At 64.5% G+C, this 20,961-nt stretch carries 20 protein-coding genes and 1 riboswitch; of the genes, 18 read left to right on the forward strand and 2 right to left on the reverse strand.

Annotation, left to right across the window (positions count from 1 at the left end; translation table 11 throughout):
- The first annotated feature begins 92 nt into the window (after positions 1–92).
- The 6 genes from PTE31013_RS01495 (at position 93) to PTE31013_RS01520 (ending at position 6,458) form a co-directional block, all read left to right on the forward strand.
- Positions 93–1,166, forward strand: coding sequence for a porin (locus tag PTE31013_RS01495; RefSeq protein ID WP_174978421.1), 1,074 nt, complete (start codon positions 93–95; stop codon positions 1,164–1,166).
- 267 nt (positions 1,167–1,433) lie between these two features.
- Positions 1,434–2,231 carry a pyrimidine 5'-nucleotidase gene (locus tag PTE31013_RS01500; protein ID WP_425495529.1) on the forward strand — a complete coding sequence of 266 codons (798 nt, stop codon included), beginning with the start codon at positions 1,434–1,436 and terminating at the stop codon, positions 2,229–2,231.
- A gap of 16 nt (positions 2,232–2,247) precedes the next feature.
- Complete coding sequence (gene slmA / locus PTE31013_RS01505; RefSeq protein WP_150611064.1) at positions 2,248–2,904, forward strand: nucleoid occlusion factor SlmA; 657 nt, start codon at positions 2,248–2,250, stop codon at positions 2,902–2,904.
- Positions 2,905–3,215: 311 nt separating this feature from the next.
- Positions 3,216–4,397, forward strand: coding sequence for a homoserine O-succinyltransferase MetX (gene metX, locus PTE31013_RS01510; protein WP_150611065.1), 1,182 nt, complete (start codon positions 3,216–3,218; stop codon positions 4,395–4,397).
- A complete protein-coding gene (gene metW, locus PTE31013_RS01515) occupies positions 4,394–5,056 on the forward strand; it encodes a methionine biosynthesis protein MetW (protein WP_246173856.1) in 663 nt (220 codons plus the stop codon). The genes metX and metW overlap by 4 nt, the downstream gene beginning before the upstream one ends.
- Before the next feature lie 106 nt (positions 5,057–5,162).
- A complete protein-coding gene (locus PTE31013_RS01520; RefSeq protein ID WP_150611066.1) occupies positions 5,163–6,458 on the forward strand; it encodes an AmpG family muropeptide MFS transporter in 1,296 nt (431 codons plus the stop codon).
- Between the two features lie 99 nt (positions 6,459–6,557).
- Here PTE31013_RS01520 and PTE31013_RS01525 read toward each other — a convergent pair whose 3' ends face one another.
- The gene (locus tag PTE31013_RS01525; RefSeq protein ID WP_150611067.1) at positions 6,558–7,331 is read right to left on the reverse strand and encodes an exodeoxyribonuclease III; all 774 of its coding nucleotides are present in this window, start codon (positions 7,329–7,331) and stop codon (positions 6,558–6,560) included.
- A gap of 141 nt (positions 7,332–7,472) precedes the next feature.
- Positions 7,473–8,417, reverse strand: a complete 945-nt coding sequence (locus PTE31013_RS01530; protein WP_150611068.1) for a LysR family transcriptional regulator — start codon at positions 8,415–8,417, stop codon at positions 7,473–7,475.
- Positions 8,418–8,614: 197 nt separating this feature from the next.
- Between PTE31013_RS01530 and PTE31013_RS01535 the strand changes: the two genes are divergently transcribed.
- The 12 genes from PTE31013_RS01535 (at position 8,615) to PTE31013_RS01590 (ending at position 20,819) form a co-directional block, all read left to right on the forward strand.
- Positions 8,615–9,070, forward strand: a complete 456-nt coding sequence (locus PTE31013_RS01535) for a CidA/LrgA family protein (protein ID WP_150611069.1) — start codon at positions 8,615–8,617, stop codon at positions 9,068–9,070.
- Between the two features lie 70 nt (positions 9,071–9,140).
- The gene (locus PTE31013_RS01540; RefSeq protein ID WP_150611070.1) at positions 9,141–9,824 is read left to right on the forward strand and encodes an LrgB family protein; all 684 of its coding nucleotides are present in this window, start codon (positions 9,141–9,143) and stop codon (positions 9,822–9,824) included.
- A gap of 113 nt (positions 9,825–9,937) precedes the next feature.
- A riboswitch (S-adenosyl-L-homocysteine riboswitch) is annotated at positions 9,938–10,064 on the forward strand.
- Between the two features lie 32 nt (positions 10,065–10,096).
- Positions 10,097–11,512, forward strand: coding sequence for an adenosylhomocysteinase (ahcY, locus tag PTE31013_RS01545; protein ID WP_150611071.1), 1,416 nt, complete (start codon positions 10,097–10,099; stop codon positions 11,510–11,512).
- A 168-nt stretch (positions 11,513–11,680) separates the two neighbouring features.
- Positions 11,681–12,040: a phage holin family protein gene (locus PTE31013_RS01550; protein ID WP_150588632.1), complete on the forward strand. Its 360-nt coding sequence runs from the start codon at positions 11,681–11,683 to the stop codon at positions 12,038–12,040.
- A gap of 47 nt (positions 12,041–12,087) precedes the next feature.
- Entirely contained in the window at positions 12,088–12,927 is an 840-nt protein-coding gene (locus PTE31013_RS01555) for a TlyA family RNA methyltransferase (RefSeq protein ID WP_150611072.1), read from the forward strand.
- A 26-nt stretch (positions 12,928–12,953) separates the two neighbouring features.
- A complete protein-coding gene (gene metF / locus PTE31013_RS01560; protein ID WP_150611073.1) occupies positions 12,954–13,784 on the forward strand; it encodes a methylenetetrahydrofolate reductase [NAD(P)H] in 831 nt (276 codons plus the stop codon).
- Positions 13,785–13,990: 206 nt separating this feature from the next.
- Complete coding sequence (locus PTE31013_RS01565) at positions 13,991–15,631, forward strand: ABC transporter substrate-binding protein (RefSeq protein WP_150611074.1); 1,641 nt, start codon at positions 13,991–13,993, stop codon at positions 15,629–15,631.
- Positions 15,632–15,851: 220 nt separating this feature from the next.
- Positions 15,852–16,856: an ABC transporter permease subunit gene (locus tag PTE31013_RS01570; protein WP_150611075.1), complete on the forward strand. Its 1,005-nt coding sequence runs from the start codon at positions 15,852–15,854 to the stop codon at positions 16,854–16,856.
- Positions 16,857–16,868: 12 nt separating this feature from the next.
- Positions 16,869–17,789, forward strand: a complete 921-nt coding sequence (locus PTE31013_RS01575) for an ABC transporter permease subunit (RefSeq protein ID WP_150611076.1) — start codon at positions 16,869–16,871, stop codon at positions 17,787–17,789.
- Entirely contained in the window at positions 17,786–18,790 is a 1,005-nt protein-coding gene (locus PTE31013_RS01580; RefSeq protein ID WP_150611077.1) for an ABC transporter ATP-binding protein, read from the forward strand. Before PTE31013_RS01575 ends, PTE31013_RS01580 begins: the two co-directional genes overlap by 4 nt.
- A 29-nt stretch (positions 18,791–18,819) precedes the next feature.
- Positions 18,820–19,821: a peptide ABC transporter ATP-binding protein gene (locus tag PTE31013_RS01585; protein WP_150611558.1), complete on the forward strand. Its 1,002-nt coding sequence runs from the start codon at positions 18,820–18,822 to the stop codon at positions 19,819–19,821.
- Positions 19,818–20,819 carry a TraB/GumN family protein gene (locus PTE31013_RS01590; protein WP_425495520.1) on the forward strand — a complete coding sequence of 334 codons (1,002 nt, stop codon included), beginning with the start codon at positions 19,818–19,820 and terminating at the stop codon, positions 20,817–20,819. Before PTE31013_RS01585 ends, PTE31013_RS01590 begins: the two co-directional genes overlap by 4 nt.
- The last annotated feature ends 142 nt before the right edge of the window (positions 20,820–20,961 follow it).

Here is a 20,961-nt window from a genome sequence, read left to right on the forward strand (position 1 = left end):
TGCAAAAGGCTGGGCCGGCGCGATTGTCACCGGTCCGGAGGTTGAAGTCTGTAGTTGCTGTGTATTTTAAAAACAAGGGGACAGAAGTGAGAGTGAAACATGCATTGGCCGCTGGCCTGCTGCTGGGTGCCGGCCTGGCGCACGCACAAGGCAACGTGACGTTGTACGGGATCGTCGATACCGGCATCGCTTACTACAACAACGCCGCCACGGGCGGCAGCTTCATCGGCGAGCCGACCCTCACGGGCAAAGTGCCGTCGCGCTTCGGCTTCAAGGGCGTCGAAGACCTGGGCGGTGGCCTGAAAGCCGTCTTCACGCTGGAAAGCGGCTTCCAGCCGGGCACCGGCAACCTGAACTACGGCGGACGTCTGTTCGGCCGTCAGGCGAACGTCGGTCTGTCGGGCGATTGGGGCACGGTGCTCCTCGGCCGTCAGAACAACATGACGTTCTACGTGACCGGCAACGCCGACGTGATCGGACCGTCGATCTTCTCGCTGGCCAGCGTCGATCCGTACATCGCCAGCGCACGTAGCGACAGCGCGGTCGGCTACATGGGCAAATTCTCCGGCGTGACGCTCGGCGCGACGTATAGCTTCGGGCGCGATGGCTCGTCCGCCGGCGGTCCGTCGGCCACGAACTGCGCGGGCAACGTCGCCGGCAACTACCAGGCCTGCAAGCAGTTCACGGGCCTGATCGGCTACGACTACCAGAACTTCGGCATTTCGGCATCGTACGACCAGATGCGCGGCAACACGGGCGCCGCGGCCCCGCTGACCAGCTCGCGTTACACCGACTCGCACTCGGTCATCAACGCGTACTACAAATGGTCGACGGGACGCGTGGGCGGTGGCTGGATTCACCGTAACGTGAGCGCCGATGCCGCCTCGCTGCGCTCGGACATCTACTTCATCGGCGTGAGCTATCTGCCGACGATCACGTGGGCGTTCGACGCGCAGGCCATTCGCTACCAGTTGAAGAGCCGTGCCAACGCGACGATGCTCATCGGCCGCGCCACGTACTCGCTCTCGAAGCGCACGTCGCTGTATGGCCTGGTTGGCTGGGTGGCGAACAGCCAGAACGGCGCGGTGGCGATTGCCGCAGGCGGCTCGGTTGCCACGGGCGGTAATCAGTTCGGCACGATGCTGGGCATTCAGCACACGTTCTGATCGGTGGCGCCGGCGATGACGCGAAAGACGTCATCGAGGCGCCATGACAACGCCAGGTCGCGCAGCATCGCGTGTCGTTCAGGCGTGGGGATCGTCGGGGGGCGATCCCCACGGGATGCGGTGCTGCGCCACCGGGTTTGTCAAAGCGGGATTCACGCGCTAGCATCGTGCCTAGCCATGGCGGCACTGTGTTCTGCGACAGGAAGGGTGGCTGTCGGGGCGCGGTGGCCATCTCCCCGTATCTCCTCGCATGAATCCGCTATCTTTGTGTCTTCTTCTCACGTTCTGAGCCGGCGCCGCCGGGCGCCCCGCGCCCGCAGCGAACACGGCGCGCGCGGTCCGGTCTGGCTCTTCGATCTGGACAACACACTGCATCGCGCGTCGCACGCGATCTTTCCGCGCATCAACCGCGCGATGACGGCTTATATCGTCGAGAGACTGGGACTGTCGCACGACGAGGCCAATCGTCTGCGCACCGACTATACGGCGAAGTACGGCGCCGTGCTGCTCGGCCTCATCAAGCATCACGCCATCGATCCGCACGAGTTCCTGGCGCGCGTGCACGAGCTGCCGCCGCTGGTCGAGGTGCTGCGCGCCGAGCGCGGGATCGCCCGCCTGCTCGCCGGCCTGCCCGGGCGCAAGATTCTCCTGACCAATGCGCCCGCGCATTACGCCCTGCCGATTGTCGAGGCGCTGGGCATTCGTCGGCATTTCGAGCGCTGCGTGAGCATCGAGGACATGGCGGATCGCCGCGCGTGGCGCGCCAAACCAGATGCGATCATGCTGCGCCGGCTGCTGGCGCGCGAGGGCCTCGCGCCGCATCGAACGTGGCTGGTCGAAGACACACGCTCCCATCTGAAGCACCTTCGGCATTTCGGTATCAAGACGGTCTGGATCACGGGGCATCTGCCGGCCAGAAACAGTCTTGGCAATGCCATGCCGCGCAGTGGGCGCCCACACTATGTGGATATCAAAGTACAATCTCTGCGCGCATTACGGGTGCGCCTTGCGACCGGGGCCGGTGCAAGATGCGCCGCCCGAGCCGCCCGATCATCAAATTCCTAACGATAACGACCAGACGATGCAGCAGGAAAACTCTTCGAGCGGTGCCGGTTACGGCGCCGCCGATGCGCTGGAGGCCGCGCCCGCGCCGGTGAAGACAACCCGCCCCAAGCCGGGTGAGCGCCGGGTGCAGGTGTTGCAGACCCTCGCCGCCATGCTCGAGACCCCCAAGGGCGAGAAGATCACCACGGCCGCGCTCGCGGCGCGTCTCGAGGTCTCCGAAGCGGCGCTCTATCGCCATTTCGCGAGCAAGGCCCAGATGTTCGAGGGCCTCATCGAGTTCATCGAACAGACCATCTTCGGTCTGATCAACCAGATCTCCGCGCAGGATCAGGACGGCGTGACGCAAGCCCGCGCCATCGTGCTGATGCTGCTCGGGTTCGCCGAGAAGAACCCCGGCATGACGCGCGTGCTGACGGGCGAAGCGCTCGTCGGCGAGCACGAGCGCCTGCAGGAGCGCATGAACCAGTTGCTCGACCGCATCGAGGCGTCGCTGCGCCAGGTGCTGCGCCTGGCGTGCGTGCAGGGCACGCTGCCCGAGACGTTCGACGCCAACTCGCGCGCCAACCTGCTCGTGTCCTACGTGCTCGGCCGCTGGCACCGCTTCGCGAAGAGCGGCTTCAAGCGCTCGCCGGTCGAGGGGGCCGAGCCCCAGATCGCCGCACTCCTGCGCTAAGACCGCCGGTCTGCGGCGACGGCGCAGATTACGTTATACTTTTGCCACCCGCGCCGAGGCCGACGAACGTTCAACCGGCCTTGACGCGATGATGGGCGCGCCGATTTGGTGACTCGCTTGCGGGCGCGCGAATGACTCTGACAGGGGGTTCCCAGACAGAGGGCATTCATTAAAAATGCGGCTAAAGAGGTCGTGCGCGCACGCCGCCGTTTTTCCGTCGACCCCTTTTCCCGCACAGAACGCTTCAGGACGCCGTCCGTCGACCCTTGTCGACAGGGACGCCGGCCACCGCATGTTTCGGAAAGGGATTTATGGAATCTTCAATCGGAATCGTCACCCCGCAGCGGATGCACTTCGCTGAGCCGCTGGCGCTGCAAAACGGCAGCACGCTTGCCGGCTACGACCTGATGGTCGAGACCTACGGCGAATTGAATGCCGATCGCAGCAATGCGGTGCTGGTGTGTCACGCGCTCAACGCGTCGCATCACGTGGCCGGCATCGCCGCCGACAATCCCAAGGACGTCGGCTGGTGGGACAACATGGTCGGGCCTGGCAAGCCGCTCGACACGAATCGCTTCTTCGTCATCGGCGTGAACAACCTCGGTTCGTGCTTCGGCTCGACCGGGCCGATGAGCCTCGATAACGCCACGGGACAGCCGTACGGCGCCCGCTTCCCCGTGGTGACTGTCGAAGACTGGGTCAATGCGCAGGCGCGCGTGGCCGATGCGTTCGGTATTCACAAATTCGCCGCGGTGATGGGCGGCAGTCTCGGCGGCATGCAGGCGCTGGCGTGGAGCATCATGTATCCGGAGCGCGTTGGGCACTGTCTGGTGATCGCCTCCACGCCAAAGCTTTCCGCGCAGAACATCGCTTTCAACGAAGTGGCACGCTCGGCCATCCTCTCCGATCCGGATTTCCACGGCGGCAACTATTACGCACACGGCGTGGTGCCGCGTCGCGGGCTGCGCGTGGCACGCATGATCGGACACATCACCTATCTGTCCGACGAGGACATGGCGACCAAGTTCGGCCGCGCGCTGCGCCGTGCCGAGGTCTTGGCCGACGGCGTGAAGGGCGACGGCAATCCGCCGGACGACGGCTATCGCTTCAGCTTCGATGTGGAGTTCGAGGTGGAGTCGTACCTGCGCTATCAGGGCGACAAATTCGCCGAGTACTTCGACGCCAACACGTATCTGCTGATCACGCGTGCACTCGATTACTTCGACCCGGCCCGCACGGTGGGCGGCGATCTTGCAAAGGCGTTGTCGCATACCACGGCCAAGTACCTGATCGTGTCGTTCGCGACCGATTGGCGATTTGCCCCCGCGCGCTCGCGCGAGATCGTCAAGGCGCTGCTCGACACGCGTCGTACCGTGAGCTACGCCGAGATCGACGCGCCGCACGGACACGATGCCTTCCTGCTCACCGATGCGCGCTATCACAACCTGGTGCGCGCCTACTACGAACGTATCGCCCAGGAGGTCGGGGTATGAGTCAGTCCACGCTACCGGTGAACAGCGCCCAGGCGGCGGCGCTCGCGGCGTCGCGAAGCCGCATTTCGGCATCGCTCGCCGAGCGGCCCGATTTCCGGGTCATCGCGCGATGGATCGAACCGTCGTCGCAGGTGCTCGATCTCGGATGCAGCGACGGTTCGTTGCTGCGGCTGCTGATCGACGAGCTCGACGTGAGCGGCTACGGCATCGAGATCGACGACGCGGGCGTGCTGGCCTCGGCCAAGCGGGGCATCAACGTCATCCAGCAAAACATGGAGGACGGGCTGAAACTCTTCGAGGACCAGAGCTTCGATACGGTCATCCTGTCGCAGACCCTGCAGACCATTCACCGCACGGCCGATATCCTGCGCGAGACCGTGCGGGTCGGCCGCGAAGCGATCGTGTCGTTCCCGAACTTCGGCTATTGGCCGCACCGGCTGTCGGTGTTGCAGGGACGCATGCCGGTGTCGAAGAGCCTGCCGTTCCAGTGGCATAACACGCCGAACGTGCGCGTGCTGACGATCAAGGACTTCGAGGCGCTCGCCCCGGACGTCGGCGTGCAGATTCTCGATCGTGCCGTGTTGCATAACGGGCGACTCGTGTCGGTGGGCGCGAACTGGCGTGGTAGTCTTGCGGTCTATCGCGTCAAGCGTTCCTGAACCGACGGCAGCACACGGGGCAGCGAAGCGCCTGGCCCCTGGCGGGTGAAGACAGAGGGGGCCGGGTGCCGTGCACCGCGGGCGGCTGGCCCCAACAGTCCTTTCCATGACCGATTCGCTGCCGCCCGACGACGGGCGCGTCTTTCACCCCACGCGGATGTTCATCTGCGTGATTCTCGGCTTCACCTCCGGCTTGCCGCTGTTCATCCTGCTCAATCTGGTGCAGGCGTGGTTGCGCAGCGAGCACGTGGACCTCAAGGCCATCGGCCTGTTCGCCCTCATCCAGTTTCCGTACACGTGGAAGTTCCTGTGGGCACCGCTCATGGACCGCTTCGCGCCCAACGTGTTCGGATGGAAGCCGGGGCGGCGGCGTGGCTGGATGTTCGTCACGCAACTGCTGGTGGCCGGTGCGGTGGCGCTCATGGGGACGTATTCACCGCAGCGCGATCTGATGACGATTGCCGCGCTGGCGGCGGCGCTGGCGTTTTTCAGCGCCAGTCTCGACATATGCCTGGATGCCTATCGGCGCGAGTTGCTCTCCGACCGCGAGCAGGGTCTCGGCACCGCGATGCACGTGAACGCCTACAAGGTGGCGGGACTCGTGCCGGGGTCGCTGGCCCTCATCATGGCCGATCACCTGCCGTGGTCGCAGGTGTTCTTCGTGACCGCGGCGTTCATGCTGCCGGGCATCGTGATGACGCTCGTCGTCAAGGAGCCGGAGATTCGCGGCACGCCGCCGAAGACGTTGCGCGAGGCGGTGGTCGAGCCGTTTCACGAATTCGTCACGCGCGGCGGCTGGGCGCAGGCGTTGTTGGTGCTCGCGTTCATCTTTCTCTACAAGTTGGGTGATTCGATGGCGACGTCGCTGGCCACGTCGTTTTATCTGGATCTGGGATTCACGAAGACGCAGATCGGCGTGGTCGCCAAGGCGACGGGCCTGTGGGCGAGCGTTGCGGGGGGCATCATCGGCGGGATCTGGCTGATCAAGCTGGGCATCAACCGTGGGCTATGGGTGTTCGGCGTGCTGCAACTGGTGTCGGTGTTGGGCTTCGCGTGGCTGGCAAAGGCGGGCCCGGTGGTCACGGGGCTGGGCGCGGTGATTGCCTTCGAGGCGTTTACGGCCGGGTTGGGCACGGCGGCGTTTACCGCCTATATCGCCCGCACGACGGACTCGCGTTATACGGCGACGCAGTTCGCGCTGTTCACGAGTCTGGCGTCGGTGCCGCGCACGTTCGCCAACGCGGGCACCGGCTATATCGTCGACGGCGTGGGCTGGGTGACGTTCTTCCTGATCTGTACGGTGCTGGCCGTGCCCGGCATGCTGCTCTTGCCGAAGGTCGCCCCCTGGGGCGCCGACGATGACGGCGGCGATGGCGTGCCCGCGGCAAGCGGGTCACGCTGACAAAAAGGGCGGACGCCCGCCGCGACCATCGTTGTCGCAGTCGCTCATCGGGGTGTGGCGCATGCGCGGCACGTGCGTGCCGGCGTGCAGGCGTTCGCGTTACAGCGTGTGGTCGTAGTCGACCGTCAGCGGCGCGTGGTCGCTGAACTTGATGTCGCGGAATACCGAGGTGGCCCTGGCCTTGCCCGCGATGCCCTGCGTGGCGATCTGGTAGTCGATGCGCCAGCCGACGTTCTTCGCATACGCCTGTCCGCGATTGCTCCACCAGGTGTACTGGTCGGCGCGCGGGTCGAGCGTGCGGAAGACGTCGACATAGCCGTGCTCGTCGAACAACTGCGTGAGCCAGGCGCGCTCTTCCGGCAAGAAGCCCGAGTTCTTCAGGTTGCCCTTCCAGTTCTTGATGTCGATTTCCTTGTGCGCGATGTTCACGTCGCCGCACAGGACGACTTCGCGCCCCGCCGCCTTGAGCGCGAGCAGGTGCGGCATGAAGTCGGCCATGAAACGGAATTTGGCGGTTTGTCGTTCCTCACCGCTCGAGCCCGACGGAATGTACACCGAGATCACCGACAGGTTGCCGTAACGCACTTCGACGTAGCGGCCCTCGGCGTCGAACTCGGCGTTGCCCCAGCCGACGACGATGTCGTCCGGTTCGCGCCGCACGTAGACGCCCGCGCCGCTGTAGCCCTTTTTCTGCGCGTAATGGAAGTGGCCCTGGTAGTCGTGCGGCGTGAGGAAGTCCGGTGTCATGTCAGGCAACTGCGCCTTGATTTCCTGTACGCACAGGATATCGGCGTCCTGCTTGCCGAACCACTCGAAAAAGCCCTTCTTGGCGGCCGATCGAACGCCGTTCAGATTCGCGGTAATGATGCGCATGTGTGTCGATGCGCCGCGCTCGGGCGGCAAGGGGAAAATGTCAGCGGCAAGGATACCGCAATCGCCAGATCGTGTCGGATGACGCATGATCGGGCGGGCCGGCGCGCCCTCGACGCGGCGGGTGTCGACGACGGCCGGACGTCATGTCTGCCGCGCGCCGCCGGCGATGGCCGCCTTGGCCTCGCCGTCGCCGCCTGGGCCGAGAAGGTCGCGCGCCAGGGCGAGCCAGCGTCGCGCCGCGTGCGACAGATACGAGTCGCGCCGCCACGCCATCGCCAGATCCCACGGAATCTCGGGGTCACGCACGTCCGCGATCACGAATCGTTTCGGATCGAGCCGCGCGCAGAACGGCTCGGGCAGCAAGGCAATGCCGACGCCATTGTCCACCATCGATGCAATGAAGTCCCACTGGCTCGAACGTCCCGCAATCTTGGGGGTGAAGCCTGCACGACGGCATGCAGCGATCACCAGTTCGGACAAGGCAAACCCTTCGCCGTAAAAGACAAACGGTTCGTCGCGCAACTCGCCCAGGCCGATGGAGGCGCGTCCTTCCCAGCGCGATTCGCGCGGCGCAATCAGACGTAACGCGTAATGGCACACGGGCAGCACGTCGAGTATCGTGGGATCGACCGGCAGCAGCACGGCGCCCAGTTCGATATCGCCGGCCAGCAGTGCCTGTTCGATGGCGCGCGAGCCGGTTTCGAAGAGCTTCATTTCGATATCCGGATAGTGCTGATGAAACGCACCGATCACCGGAATGAACAGGTCGCCACCGAGCGGCGGAATCCCGATCGATAATTCGCCGCGCGCGACCGTCTCGAGATCGGCCACCTCGTGCTGTAGCCGGGCGTAAGCGGCGAGCACGTCCTGACCGCGCTCGAAGACCACGCGTCCCGCATCGGTCAACTGCAGCCTGCGCCCCATGCCGCGCTCCTCACGCAACATCAGCGGCGTACCCAATTCGTCTTCCAGCGCCTTGACCATCTTGCTCACGGTCGGCTGGGTGACGAACAGCGCCTCGGCTGCCGCCGTGAAGCTCTGCTGTCGTACGACTTCCACAAATCCCCGCAACGCGCGCAGTTCCATCCTGGGTCTCTCTTTTGCACCGAGTGGGTGCCATCAGCCGGAAAGCCCCGTCCGATAAGGCTTTCTCATGTCGAACTAGGGTTAATACTTAAATTATTCCAATTTGGAATCGATTTGATAATACTAATTCATTATATTTATGTTGCGGTGCTTCCTATACTGGGTTCCATATTGATGCCACATCCCGGAGCCCCACCATGACCAAGATGATCGCCAGCCGTATGTATCGCCGTGGTAAGCGCGTGGTTGACATGGTTTGGCAAATTGCGCTGCTCACCGGAATCTACCTGGTGGCGGATGCTGCGTCGCGTCATTTTCATCTCCCGCTGCCCGGCGGCGTGCTGGGCCTGCTCGCCGTGGTGGCGCTGCTCATGAGCGGTGTCCTGAAGACGGAGAAGATCAAGCGCGGTGCCGACTGGTTCCTGGCCGAAATGATCCTCTTCTTCGTGCCGATGGTCGCGGCGGTCATGCAATACACCGATCTGCTGCGCCGCGAAGGCCTGCAACTGCTCGCCGTGATTGGCGTCGGCACCGTGCTCGTGATGGTCTCGACAGCGCTGGCGGTCGACTTGGCCTGCCGTGCCGAGCGTCATCTCAAGCGCGCCCTCGTTCGCATGCCGGCGCGCCGTGCGCACGCGCACGACGGTCGCTGATGCGCTGCGCGTGCCTCGTCGCCGCTATCGCCGCGGTGCCCATTCCTGCTAGCGCTTGCCGGGTCTTGCCATGAATCATACGGCGCTCCTGCTGCTCGTTCTCACGGTCGTTTTCTACTACGTGTCCAAGCGTCTTCATGCGCGCTTCGGCAAGGTATGGCTCGGCCCGGCCATTCTCGCGCCCGTCCTGCTTATCGTCGTGATGGTCGGCGGTAACATTTCGTACACGACGTATATCTCCGACTCGCGCTGGCTCGTCTGGCTGCTCGGCCCGACGACGATCGCGTTCGCCGTGCCGATCTACGAGCACCGCGACATCATGCGCCGGCACGCCTTCGCGCTGATCGTCGGCGTGCTCGTGGCGATGATCGTGGCCGTGGGCAGCTCCTTCGTGCTGGCCCGCCTGTTCGAGCTGCCGCCCGAGATGGCGCGCAGCCTGCTGGCCCGCTCGATCTCGACGCCGTTCGCGCTCGCGGTCTCCGACAAGGTTGGCGGTTCGCGCGATCTGGTGGGACTCTTCGTCATCATCACCGGGTTCATCGGCATGCTGCTCGGCGAGGCGTTGCTCTCGTGGTTGCCGCTGCGCACCCGCATGGCACGCGGCGCGCCGTTCGGCGCGGGCGCGCACGGCTTCGGCACCGCCAAGGCACGCCAGATCGGCAGCGAAGAGGGCGTGGTGGCCAGCCTCGTCATGATGATCAACGGCATCGTGATGGTGTTTGCCGCGCCGCTGCTCGCCCACCTGCCGATCTAAGCGCCAGGCGGCGCGGGGGGCGAGTCGTCTCCGTCTCGCCTTCGCGGCAAAAAATATCGCATCGGGCGTCGTCGTTGCCCCGACGCCGCGCGTCAGTTTTGCTACAATGCCGGGGTCTTGAGGAGCGTTGCGACAGCCACGGTGCTGCCAGGCTCAAGATCCTTCCTATTGGCCCCGCCGGCCGCCGGTTCCCTTCCGGAGCGCATGGCGTGCGGGCCCCAAGAACGGCGCTCACGTCCCAACTATCTAGTCTTTTAGAGAAAGGAGGCGTGATGAACGCCGTAGTCGATTCGAAATTCTCCGATTTCCATATTGCCGATATCAAGCTGGCCGATTGGGGCCGCAAAGAGCTGACCATCGCCGAGAGCGAAATGCCCGGCCTGATGGCCACGCGTGCCGAATTCAAGGCCAGCCAGCCGCTCAAGGGCGCGCGCATCGCCGGCTCGCTGCACATGACGATCCAGACGGGTGTGCTCATCGAGACGCTCGTCGCCCTGGGCGCCGATGTGCGCTGGGCCTCGTGCAACATCTTCTCGACGCAGGATCACGCCGCAGCGGCCATCGCCGCCGCCGGCATCCCTGTGTTCGCTTTCAAGGGCGAGTCGCTCGACGAATACTGGGAATACAGCCACCGCATCTTCGAATGGCCGAACGGCGAGTTCGCCAACATGATTCTCGATGACGGCGGCGACGCCACGCTGCTGCTGATCCTGGGCAGCAAGGCCGAGAAGGACCTGTCGGTCGTGGGCAATCCGACCAACGAAGAAGAAGTCGCGCTGTATGCCTCGATCAAGCGCCATATCGCCATCGATCCGCACTGGTACAGCAAGCGCCTGTCGCAGATCCAGGGCGTGACCGAAGAAACCACGACGGGCGTGCACCGTCTGTATCAGATGGAAAAGGACGGCACGCTGCCGTTCCCGGCCATCAACGTGAACGACTCGGTCACCAAGTCGAAGTTCGACAACCTGTATGGCTGCCGTGAGTCGCTGGTCGACGGTATCAAGCGCGCGACCGATGTGATGATTGCCGGCAAGATCGCCCTCGTGGCAGGCTACGGCGACGTGGGCAAGGGCTGCGCGCAAAGCCTGCGCGGTCTGGGCGCCACGGTGTGGGTCACGGAAATCGATCCGATCTGCGCGCTGCAGGCCGCGATGGAAGGCTACCGCGTGGTCACGATGGACTATGCCGCCGACAAGGCCGACATCTTCGTGACGGCCACGGGCAACTTCCACGTGATCGATCACGACCACATGGCGGCCATGAAGCACCAGGCCATCGTGTGCAACATCGGTCACTTCGATTCGGAAATCAACGTGGCGTCGACCCGCAAGTACACGTGGGAAAACATCAAGCCGCAGGTCGATCACATCATCTTCCCGGACGGCAAGCGCATCATCCTGCTGGCAGAAGGCCGCCTCGTGAACCTGGGTTGCGCCACGGGCCACCCGTCGTTCGTGATGAGCAACTCGTTCACCAACCAGACGCTCGCGCAGATCGAACTGTTCGTGCACGGTGACAAGTACAAGAACGGCGTGTACGTGCTGCCGAAGCATCTGGACGAGAAGGTCGCGCGTCTGCACCTGGGGCGTATCGGTGCCGAACTGACAGTGCTCACCGACGATCAGGCGAACTACATCAGCGTCGACAAGAACGGTCCGTTCAAGCCGGCGCACTATCGTTATTGATCGATCGCGACCGATCCATCACGCGTTTCGCCGGACGCTCGCCGGTGCGCTGCAAGGCACGGGCAAGGCGTCACGGTTTGACGCGGCGGCGCCGAACGCCGCCGCGTTGGGTTTTGTCACTGCCGGTGCCGGGACGGTCCCGCACCGGTCTGTTCTTCGGAGCTTGCCATGCGTCTGCTGCTGATTTGGCTCATCAACGCCATCGCACTTCTCGTCTTGCCGCACATTGTGTCTGGCATTCAGCTCAAGGGCATCGGAACGGCCCTGGTCGTTGCGATCGTGCTTGGCCTGATCAATGCGTTTCTCCGGCCGCTGCTCGTCGTGCTGACGTTGCCGGTCACGGTGCTCACGCTGGGGTTGTTCATCTTCGTGATCAACGCGCTGTTGTTCTGGCTGGCCGCGCATGTCGTCAAGGGCTTCGAAGTATCGGGTTTCTGGGCGGCGCTCTTCGGCTCGCTGCTCTATAGCCTGATCTCGTGGATTCTGTCGGCGCTGGTGTTCGGCGGCGACCGCGCCACCAACGTGTAAGGGTCGACGCGCCGCCGTCCCCCGTGTTTTGCAGGAAACCCGCTGTCATGTCGCAAGCCCTTCGTGCCGATCAGGCTCTCGTCGCCAGAGGCCTGGCCGCATCGCGCACCGCCGCGCAACGTCTGATCGATGCCGCACGCGTGTATTACGCGGGCACCGAGACGGCCGTGAAGAAGGCCAGCGAGGTCGTGGCGGGCGACGACGATCTCGAAGTGCGTGCGGCCGCCGATGGCCTGCCCGGCGAAGACCGCTACGTGTCGCGCGGTGGGTTGAAGCTGGCCGGCGCGCTCGCGCAACGGCATCTCGACGTCACTGGCCGCGTAGCGCTCGACGTCGGGCTGTCGACTGGGGGCTTTGCGGACTGCCTCTTGCAGGCAGGCGCCGCGCAGGTCGTTGGTATCGACGTCGGCCACGGGCAACTGCATCAACGTCTGGCAGGAGAGCCACGGCTCGTGTCGCTCGAAGGCATCAACGCGCGGCACCTGACGCGTGAGGGACTCGATGCGCGTCTGGCGCAGCCCGCGTCGCAGGGCGACGGGCATGGCGAACCGGCACGGCGGATGTCGGCCGTCCCTGAGGCGGGTTTTGACCTGATCGTCGGTGACGTGTCGTTCATCTCGCTCACGCTGGTGCTGCCCGCGCTCGCGCCACTGCTGGGGGCGCGCGGCGATTTGCTGATGCTGGTCAAGCCGCAGTTCGAAGTGGGACGCGAGCACATCGGCCGCGGCGGCCTCGTGCGAGATGTCGCGCAGTATGCGCAAGTGGAGACAAAAATCCGCACCGCCTGTGAGGCGCTGGGACTGGTGGTGGCCGCATGGCTCGACAGTCCTATCGCTGGCGGTGACGGCAACCGGGAGTTCTTCGTGCACGCGACACGCGCGGCATGAGCGGCTCTCACGATAATAGAACGATCATGACGCAACCTTCCTTCAGTTTCGAATTCTTCCCGCCCAAGACGGCGGAGGGCGCGGAGAAGCTGCGCGCCACGCGCCAGCAACTGTTCCCGCTCGGCCCCAAGTTCGTCTCGGTGACGTTCGGTGCCGGTGGCTCCACCCAGCAGGGTACGCTTGATACGGTTGTCGAAATCCAACGCGAAGGCGTGGAGGCGGCGCCGCACCTCTCGTGCGTCGGGTCGACCCGGGACAACATCCGCGAGATTCTGCAGACGTATCGCCAGCACGGCATCCGCCACATCGTGGCGCTGCGTGGCGATCTGCCGTCGGGGATGGGGGAGATCGGCGAGTTTCGTTATGCGTCGGAACTGGTCGAGTTCATTCGCGCCGAGACCGGCGAGTGGTTCCACATCGAGGTGGCGGCCTACCCGGAATACCATCCGCAGGCGAAGTCGCCGCGCCTGGACCTCGAGCATTTCGCGCACAAGGTGAAGGCGGGCGCGAACGCGGCCATCACGCAGTACTTCTTCAATGCGGACGCGTATTTCCGTTTCGTCGACGACGCCTCGCGCCTGGGGGTCGACGTGCCGATCGTGCCGGGGATCATGCCGATCACCAACTATTCGCAGATGATGCGCTTCTCGGAGATGTGCGGCGCCGAAGTGCCGCGCTGGATTGCCAAGCGTCTCGAAGGTTTTGGTGATGATCGCGACTCGATCCGGGCCTTCGGGCTCGACGTGGTGACGGCGCTATGCGAGCGATTGCTCGCGCAGGGGGTGCCCGGTTTGCACTTCTATACCCTCAACGCGGCGTCGGCCACCAAAGCGATGTGGCAGCGCCTCGGACTGTAGGGCGTTGTGCCATTCGTTTGCCAACCGGTGGGGGCAGTGGGAAGTCAATTCTAATCATAATTCAGCGATTTCCTAATCAAAAACACCACAAATGGGCGGTTTTCTAGGGATTTGGCGTGTTGTGACACGCGGGAAGCTTCAGTAATATCCCTCGTAGGCCCGGCGACGGACCGTTGCCGGGCGTCACACCCGATCCCGAGGAGCCCATGAAACAGACCCACACCCTGCGTTTGCTTTTGGCTGCGACCTTGCTTGCCGGTGCGGCCGTGATCCGGCCCGCCGCAGCCGTCGAAATCCCGAACAAGACCCTCGTGTATTGCTCCGAGGGCAGCCCGGCCGGTTTTGATCCTGGCCAGCTCACCACCGGCACCGATTTCGATCCCGCCGATGCCATCTACAACCGCTTGATCGCGTTCAAGCCGGGCGAGACGGGGGTGATGCCCTCGCTCGCGGAGTCGTGGGACATCTCGCCGGACAACAAGATCTACACCTTCCACCTGCGCAAGGGCGTCAAGTTCCACACCACCGAGTACTTCAAGCCCACGCGTGACTTCAACGCCGAGGACGTGAAGTTCACCTTCGATCGCATGGGCGATCGCGACATGCCCTTCCGCAAGGCCTATCCGACGGAGTTTCCGTATTTCGTCGACATGGGCCTGCAGGCCGACATCGACCGCATCGAGGTCGTCGATCCGTACACCGTTCGCTTCGTGCTGAAGAAGGTCGATGCGCCGTTCATCCAGAACCTCGCGATGCCGTTCGCGTCGATCCTCTCGAAGGAGTACGCCGACAAGCTGCTCGCGGCGAACAATCCTCGCGATATCGCGCTCAAGCCGGTGGGTACCGGTCCGTTCATCTTCCGCAGCTATACGAAGGACGCCACGCTGCGCTTCGATGGCAACAAGGAGTATTGGGACACGCGTCTGCCCCCGAAGGTCAGCAAGCTGATCTTCGCGATCACGACCGACGCCAATGTCCGCATTCAGAAGCTCAAGCGCAACGAATGCCAGGTCGCGACCTACCCGCGCCCGGCCGATGTCGATGCGCTCAAGGCGGAGATCGCGGCGCAGGGCAAGGCGTCGAAGCTCAAGATGCCGGACCAGGTCGGCTTCAACCTCGGCTACGTGGCGTACAACGTGCAGAAGAAGCCGCTCGATCGTGTGGAGGTGCGTCGGGCGCTCGACATGGCGATCAACAAGAAGGCGATTCTCCAGTCCGTGTACGGCTCGGCCGGTCAGTTGTCGAACGGCGCGCCGATGCCGCCGACGCAATGGTCCTACGACAAGAACATCAAGTCGGCCAGTTACGACCCCGAGAAAGCCCGCGCGCTGCTCGACAAGGCGGGCGTGAAGAACATGGAAATCACGCTGTGGGCGATGCCGGTGCAACGTCCGTACAACCCGAACGGCAAGCTCATGGCCGAGATGATTCAGGCCGACTGGGCAAAGATCGGCGTGAAGGCCAATATCGTCACGTACGAGTGGGGTGAGTACATCAAGCGCGCCAAGGCGGGCGAGCACGATGCGCTGCTCATCGGATGGACCGGCGACAACGGCGATCCGGACAACTGGCTCGGCGTGCTGCTCGGCTGCGATTCGATCAACGGCAACAACTTCTCCAAGTGGTGCTACAAGCCGTTCGACGATCTCGTGAAGCAGGCGCGCCAGACCACCGACGTGGCGTTGCGCACGAAGCTCTACACACAGGCGCAGGAGATCTTCGCGCAACAACTGCCGTTCTCGCCCATCGCGCACTCGACGCAATACAAGCCGATGGCCACGAACGTGAAGGGCTTCAAGCTCAGCCCGTTCGGCCGCAACAGCTTCATCGGCGTGTCGCTGGAATAGGTCGTCCGGCGTGATGCAATGACGAACGGTTCCGGCTGACGCAGGGCACCGGTCGCCGCCCGCCGTCATTGCGGTATCACGCAGGCAGGCTTGGCCGCCGCGCCCGAGCCTGCCTGTCGCAACAGGACAAAGGATTGTCCACGATCGATTCACGCGGCACAGTGCCGCCCGTCCCTGCGCCGGGGGCGGGCGGTGCGCGAAGCCCCCACGGAACCCTCCTATGCTGAGATTCGTCCTGAGACGACTGGGCATGGTGATCCCGACATTCATCGGCATCACTGTCCTGGCGTTCGCGCTGATTCACCTGATTCCCGGCGATCCGATCGAAGTGCTCGTGGGCGAGCGAAATCTCGACCCCGTCATGCATGCCGAGGCGATGAAGCGCCTGGGTCTCGATCAACCGCTCACCACGCAATATCTTGTCTATCTGAAGCACGCGGCACAGGGCGACCTCGGGCGCTCCATCGTCACCAACGAAGGCGTGCTTCACGAGTTCTTCGCTCGCTTTCCCGCGACACTCGAACTCGCCCTGTGCGCGATGATCTTTGCGCTCGCCGTGGGCTTGCCCGCGGGCGTGGCGGCGTCGCTGCGGCGCGGCAAGATGCTCGATCACACGACGATGGGCGCCGCGCTCACGGGCTATTCCATGCCCATCTTCTGGTGGGGTCTGCTGCTCATCATGCTGTTCTCCGTCTACCTGCAATGGACCCCAGTGTCCGGGCGCATCGGGGTGGAGTACGACGTGCCGCACGTGACCGGCTTCATGCTCATCGACACCTTGCTCTCAGGCGAAGAAGGGGCATTCAGCTCTGCGGTGAGTCACCTGATCCTGCCGACGATCGTGCTCGGCACCGTGCCGCTCGCGGTCATCGCCCGCATGACGCGCTCGGCCATGCTCGAAGTGCTGCGCGAGGACTACATTCGCACGGCGCGCGCGAAGGGGCTCTCGCCGTGGCGCGTGATCGTCGTGCATGCGCTGCGCAATGCGCTGATTCCGGTCATCACCGTGATCGGTCTGCAAGTCGGCGCGCTGCTCGCCGGTGCGGTGCTCACCGAGAACGTGTTCTCGTGGCCCGGTATCGGCAAATGGCTGATCGACGCCATTCTGCGGCGCGACTATCCGGTGGTGCAGGGCGGCATTCTGCTCATCGCGACGGGCGTGATCCTGGTCAACCTGCTGGTCGACGTGCTCTATGGCGTCGTCAACCCGCGCATCCGGCACTGACGGAGGTCAATCATGAGTGACACACCGGCTACGCTGCCGCCTCCCGCCGCCGTGACGGCAACACCACGTGCGCGTTTGTTCCGGGAGTTCCTGCGCAGCTTCACGGTGAACCGTGGCGCAACGGCCGCGGCCATCATACTGTTGTCGATGTTCGTGGCGGCGATTTTCGCGCCGTGGATCGCACCGCACAGTCCCATCGAGCAATATCGCGACTTCGTGAAGATTCCGCCCGCGTGGTTCGAGGGCGGTAACCTTCAGTTCCTGCTCGGGACCGACGAGGCCGGTCGCGACATACTTTCGCGACTGATCTACGGCGCACGCCTGTCGTTCTGGATCGGCCTGTCGTCGGTGGTGCTCTCGCTGATTCCGGGCATTCTGCTCGGGCTGCTGGCGGCGTTCTTTCCGCGCTGGCTCGACACGCCGATCATGCGGCTGATGGACATGATGATGGCGCTGCCATCGCTGTTGCTGGCGGTGGCCGTGGTTGCCGTGATCGGCCCGGGCCTCGCCAACACGACCATCGCCATCGCGATCGTGACGTTGCCGGCCTATGTGCGTCTGACGCGCGCGGCTGCGATCGGCGAGTTGCAGCGAGAGTACGTCATTGCCTCACGTATGGCGGGGGCGGGCACCTTGCGGCTGATGTTCTCGACGGTGCTGCCGAACTGCGCGGCGCCGCTCATCGTGCAGGCCACGCTCAGTTTCTCGGTGGCCATTCTCGATGCGGCGGCGCTCGGCTTTCTCGGCTTGGGCGTGCAACCGCCGCTCGCCGAGTGGGGCTCGATGCTCGCCTCCGCGCGCGACTATATGGAAAGTGCCTGGTGGATCGTGACGCTGCCGGGACTTGCGATCGTCATCTCGGTCCTCGCCATCAATCTGGTCGGTGACGGCCTGCGCGATGCACTCGACCCCAAACTGAAACGAATCGCATGAGTCTGCTCTCCATTCGAAATCTTTCGGTCGACTTCGATGGCGCGCGCGCCGTCGAGGCCATCGACCTCGACGTCGCCCAGGGCGAAATTCTTGGCGTGGTCGGCGAATCCGGTTCGGGCAAGAGCGTGACGATGCTCGCGCTCATGGGGCTGGTCGACGCGCCGGGCCGCGTGCGTGCCGATGAAGTGCGCTTCGACGGTCGCGATCTGCTGCGCGCGTCGGCGCGCGAGCGGCGCGGCATCGTCGGGCGTGACGTGTCGATGATTTTCCAGGACGCGCTCTCCAGCCTGAACCCCAGCTACACCGTTGGCTACCAGATCGGCGAGGTGTTGCGCCGTCACATGGGGCTGCGTGGGCGTGCGTTGCGCGATCGCGTGGTCGAGTTGCTCGAGCAGGTCGAGATTCCCGATGCCGCGACCCGCATCGGGGCGTATCCGCATCAACTCTCCGGCGGGATGAACCAGCGGGTGATGATCGCGATGGCGATTGCCTGCCGCCCGAAGCTGTTGATTGCCGACGAGCCGACCACTGCGCTCGACGTGACCATCCAGGCGCAGATCATGGCCTTGCTGCTGCAGTTGCAGAAGGATCACGGCATGGCGCTCGTGCTGATTTCGCACGATCTCGCCGTGGTGGCCGAGGTTGCGCACCGGGTGACGGTCATGTATGCCGGGCAGGTGATCGAGGACCAGCAGGTGCCGGCACTGTTCGATGCTCCGCATCATCCCTACACGGAAGCGTTGCTCGCGGCGATTCCCGAGCACAACCGGGGCGTCAGGCGACTGCGCACGTTGCCCGGCGTGGTGCCGGGGCGCGACGATCGACCGGCGGGATGCCTGCTATCGCCGCGGTGTCCGTATGCCGACGACCATTGCCGCATGGTGCCGCCTGCGCTGACGCCCTACCTCGGGCCGGAAGCGGCGGATTCGCCGCAGGTGCGATGCTTCAAGCCGCTGCCGCATGCGGTGGCGGTCGAACCGACGACGGGAGGTGCGCCATGAGTGAAACCGTTTTCGCGGCACCGCCGGGGATGCCGTCGGCGCCGACGGCGGACGATGCCGGGCGCGCGGTGCTGGCCGCGCAGGAGTTGACGCGCTTCTACTCGGTGAACCAGGGTTTCATGCGCCCGCAAGCCACCGTCAAGGCGCTCAACGGCGTGTCGTTCACGCTGGCTGCCGGCCGCACGCTGGCCGTGGTCGGCGAATCGGGGTGCGGCAAATCGACGCTGGCACGGGTGTTGACATTGATCGAGGCGCCGACGTCCGGGAGACTCATGGTCGACGCGACCGAGACCACGGCGGCGTCGGCAGGCGATCTGGCGCCGCTGCGCACGCGCATCCAGATGGTGTTCCAGAACCCGTATGCGTCGCTCAACCCGCGCAAGACGGTGGGACAGGCACTCGACGAGCCGCTGGCCATCAATACCTCGGCGAGCCGCGCCGAGCGAGGCGAGACGATTGCGGCGATGATGCGCACCGTGGGTTTGCGGCCGGAACATGTGGCGCGCTATCCGCACATGTTCTCGGGCGGGCAGCGGCAGCGGGTGGCGATTGCGCGGGCGATGATCCTGTCGCCGGCCATCGTGGTCGCGGACGAGCCGGTTTCGGCCCTGGATGTCTCAATTCAGGCACAGATCCTGAATCTTTTCATGGATTTGCAGGACCGATACGCGACGAGTTACGTGTTCGTGTCGCATAATCTCGCGGTGGTCGAGCATGTGGCCGACGACGTCATGGTGATGTATCTCGGCCGCGCGGTCGAACACGGTCCCAAGGCCGCCGTGTTCGGCAAGCCGCTGCATCCGTACACCAAGGCGCTGATGTCCGCCACGCCGGCGATCAAGGCCGCCGAGCGGCGCGTGAAGATTCCGCTGATCGGCGAGCTGCCGTCGCCGTTGCGGCCGCCACCGGGGTGTGCGTTTGCACCGCGCTGCCCGTACGCGATAGACCGTTGCCGAGAAGAAGTGCCGACATTGCGCAAGCTCGACGGGCGTCTGGTGGCGTGCCATCGGGTTGAAGACATTGAGGGATGACGAGATTGGGTGGACCACCACGCGCGACGTATGTGAGTCGGGGCGTTGCTTTGGCTGGCTGGCTGCTCGGTTGCCTGCTGATAACGTTCGCCATCACGCTGGATGCGGCGTCGCCGGTGACGCCGCGCGCCGTGGCGCTGCGCCCGCTGCCGCTGGTCGTCCCCGAGCCGGGCGAATCGCCGCCCGGCGCCAATCTCCCGTTCTACGAAGCCCGCAAGGGCGACATGACCATCTACGTGATGGGCACCCTGCATGTCGGCAAGCCGGACGACTACCCGTTTCGCAAAGTCGTTGTCGACGCGCTGCGCGTGTCGGCGGTGGTGGCGTTCGAGTTGTCGCCCGACGACCTGACGATGTCCCAGGACGACGTCCAGAAGTACGGCATGTGTCCCCGCGCCTGTCTGCCGAGGCTGATCCCGGCGCCGCTGTGGCGTAAGCTGCGCGCGCGTCTCAAGGGCAATCCGGCGATGCTCTCCGAGATTCGTCACATGCGCCCGTGGCTGGCGGCGCTGCTCGTCGAGACGCTGGACTCGATGGGGGCCGATCTCCAGACGGAGTACGGCACCGAGAATCAGTTGGAGAATATCTATCGCGGCCGCATCGTCGGTCTCGAATCGCTGGCGGAGCAGATGGATGCCTTCACCGGTCTCACGTCGGCCCAGCAGAACGAACTGTTGGCGCAGGAGTTGGTGCTCACGCCGAAGACGGCAACGGCGCAGGTGGAGGAATTGCACCGCCTGTGGCGCGCGGGGGATGCCGAGCTGGTGTTCGACTGGTCGCAGAGCAAGGCGGCGCAAGTGCGGCGCAACGTGGCACTGGCCGACGCCATTGACGAGCGCATCCTGTACTCGCGCAATCGACGTTTTCTGGCGCGCATGCTCTTTCTGGCGGACCCGGGCAAGCCGGTTTTCGTCGCCATCGGCACGCTCCATCTCGGCGGCCCGCATGGGGTGCTGCAACTGCTGCGCGAGCATGGGTTTTCCGTGGCGCAGCGGTAGTCTGAAGCGGACATGAGATGGACGGGCGATCCCGCTAGGAATCGCCCGAGAAACAAGCCCACCCGATTGACTCCACCCATCCCTGACGATTAATTTGGTAACACTCGTGTGAGTGGCCCCCCGCCCAAATCCCCGTCAGGAG

It is taken from the genome of Pandoraea terrigena, from assembly GCF_902459705.1.
Taxonomy (GTDB): Bacteria; Pseudomonadota; Gammaproteobacteria; order Burkholderiales; family Burkholderiaceae; genus Pandoraea; species Pandoraea terrigena.

What these genes read in the sequence shown, in the direction of transcription:
- slmA (WP_150611064.1), top strand. Translation starts at nt 2,248, where the DNA reads ATGCAGCAGGAAAACTCTTCGAGCGGTGCCGGTTACGGCGCCGCCGAT.
- metX (WP_150611065.1), top strand. Translation starts at nt 3,216, where the DNA reads ATGGAATCTTCAATCGGAATCGTCACCCCGCAGCGGATGCACTTCGCT.
- metW (WP_246173856.1), top strand. Translation starts at nt 4,394, where the DNA reads ATGAGTCAGTCCACGCTACCGGTGAACAGCGCCCAGGCGGCGGCGCTC.
- PTE31013_RS01520 (WP_150611066.1), top strand. Translation starts at nt 5,163, where the DNA reads ATGACCGATTCGCTGCCGCCCGACGACGGGCGCGTCTTTCACCCCACG.
- PTE31013_RS01525 (WP_150611067.1), bottom strand. Translation starts at nt 7,331, where the DNA reads ATGCGCATCATTACCGCGAATCTGAACGGCGTTCGATCGGCCGCCAAG.
- PTE31013_RS01530 (WP_150611068.1), bottom strand. Translation starts at nt 8,417, where the DNA reads ATGGAACTGCGCGCGTTGCGGGGATTTGTGGAAGTCGTACGACAGCAG.
- PTE31013_RS01535 (WP_150611069.1), top strand. Translation starts at nt 8,615, where the DNA reads ATGACCAAGATGATCGCCAGCCGTATGTATCGCCGTGGTAAGCGCGTG.
- PTE31013_RS01540 (WP_150611070.1), top strand. Translation starts at nt 9,141, where the DNA reads ATGAATCATACGGCGCTCCTGCTGCTCGTTCTCACGGTCGTTTTCTAC.
- ahcY (WP_150611071.1), top strand. Translation starts at nt 10,097, where the DNA reads ATGAACGCCGTAGTCGATTCGAAATTCTCCGATTTCCATATTGCCGAT.
- PTE31013_RS01550 (WP_150588632.1), top strand. Translation starts at nt 11,681, where the DNA reads ATGCGTCTGCTGCTGATTTGGCTCATCAACGCCATCGCACTTCTCGTC.
- PTE31013_RS01555 (WP_150611072.1), top strand. Translation starts at nt 12,088, where the DNA reads ATGTCGCAAGCCCTTCGTGCCGATCAGGCTCTCGTCGCCAGAGGCCTG.
- metF (WP_150611073.1), top strand. Translation starts at nt 12,954, where the DNA reads ATGACGCAACCTTCCTTCAGTTTCGAATTCTTCCCGCCCAAGACGGCG.
- PTE31013_RS01565 (WP_150611074.1), top strand. Translation starts at nt 13,991, where the DNA reads ATGAAACAGACCCACACCCTGCGTTTGCTTTTGGCTGCGACCTTGCTT.
- PTE31013_RS01570 (WP_150611075.1), top strand. Translation starts at nt 15,852, where the DNA reads ATGCTGAGATTCGTCCTGAGACGACTGGGCATGGTGATCCCGACATTC.
- PTE31013_RS01575 (WP_150611076.1), top strand. Translation starts at nt 16,869, where the DNA reads ATGAGTGACACACCGGCTACGCTGCCGCCTCCCGCCGCCGTGACGGCA.
- PTE31013_RS01580 (WP_150611077.1), top strand. Translation starts at nt 17,786, where the DNA reads ATGAGTCTGCTCTCCATTCGAAATCTTTCGGTCGACTTCGATGGCGCG.
- PTE31013_RS01585 (WP_150611558.1), top strand. Translation starts at nt 18,820, where the DNA reads ATGCCGTCGGCGCCGACGGCGGACGATGCCGGGCGCGCGGTGCTGGCC.
- PTE31013_RS01590 (WP_425495520.1), top strand. Translation starts at nt 19,818, where the DNA reads ATGACGAGATTGGGTGGACCACCACGCGCGACGTATGTGAGTCGGGGC.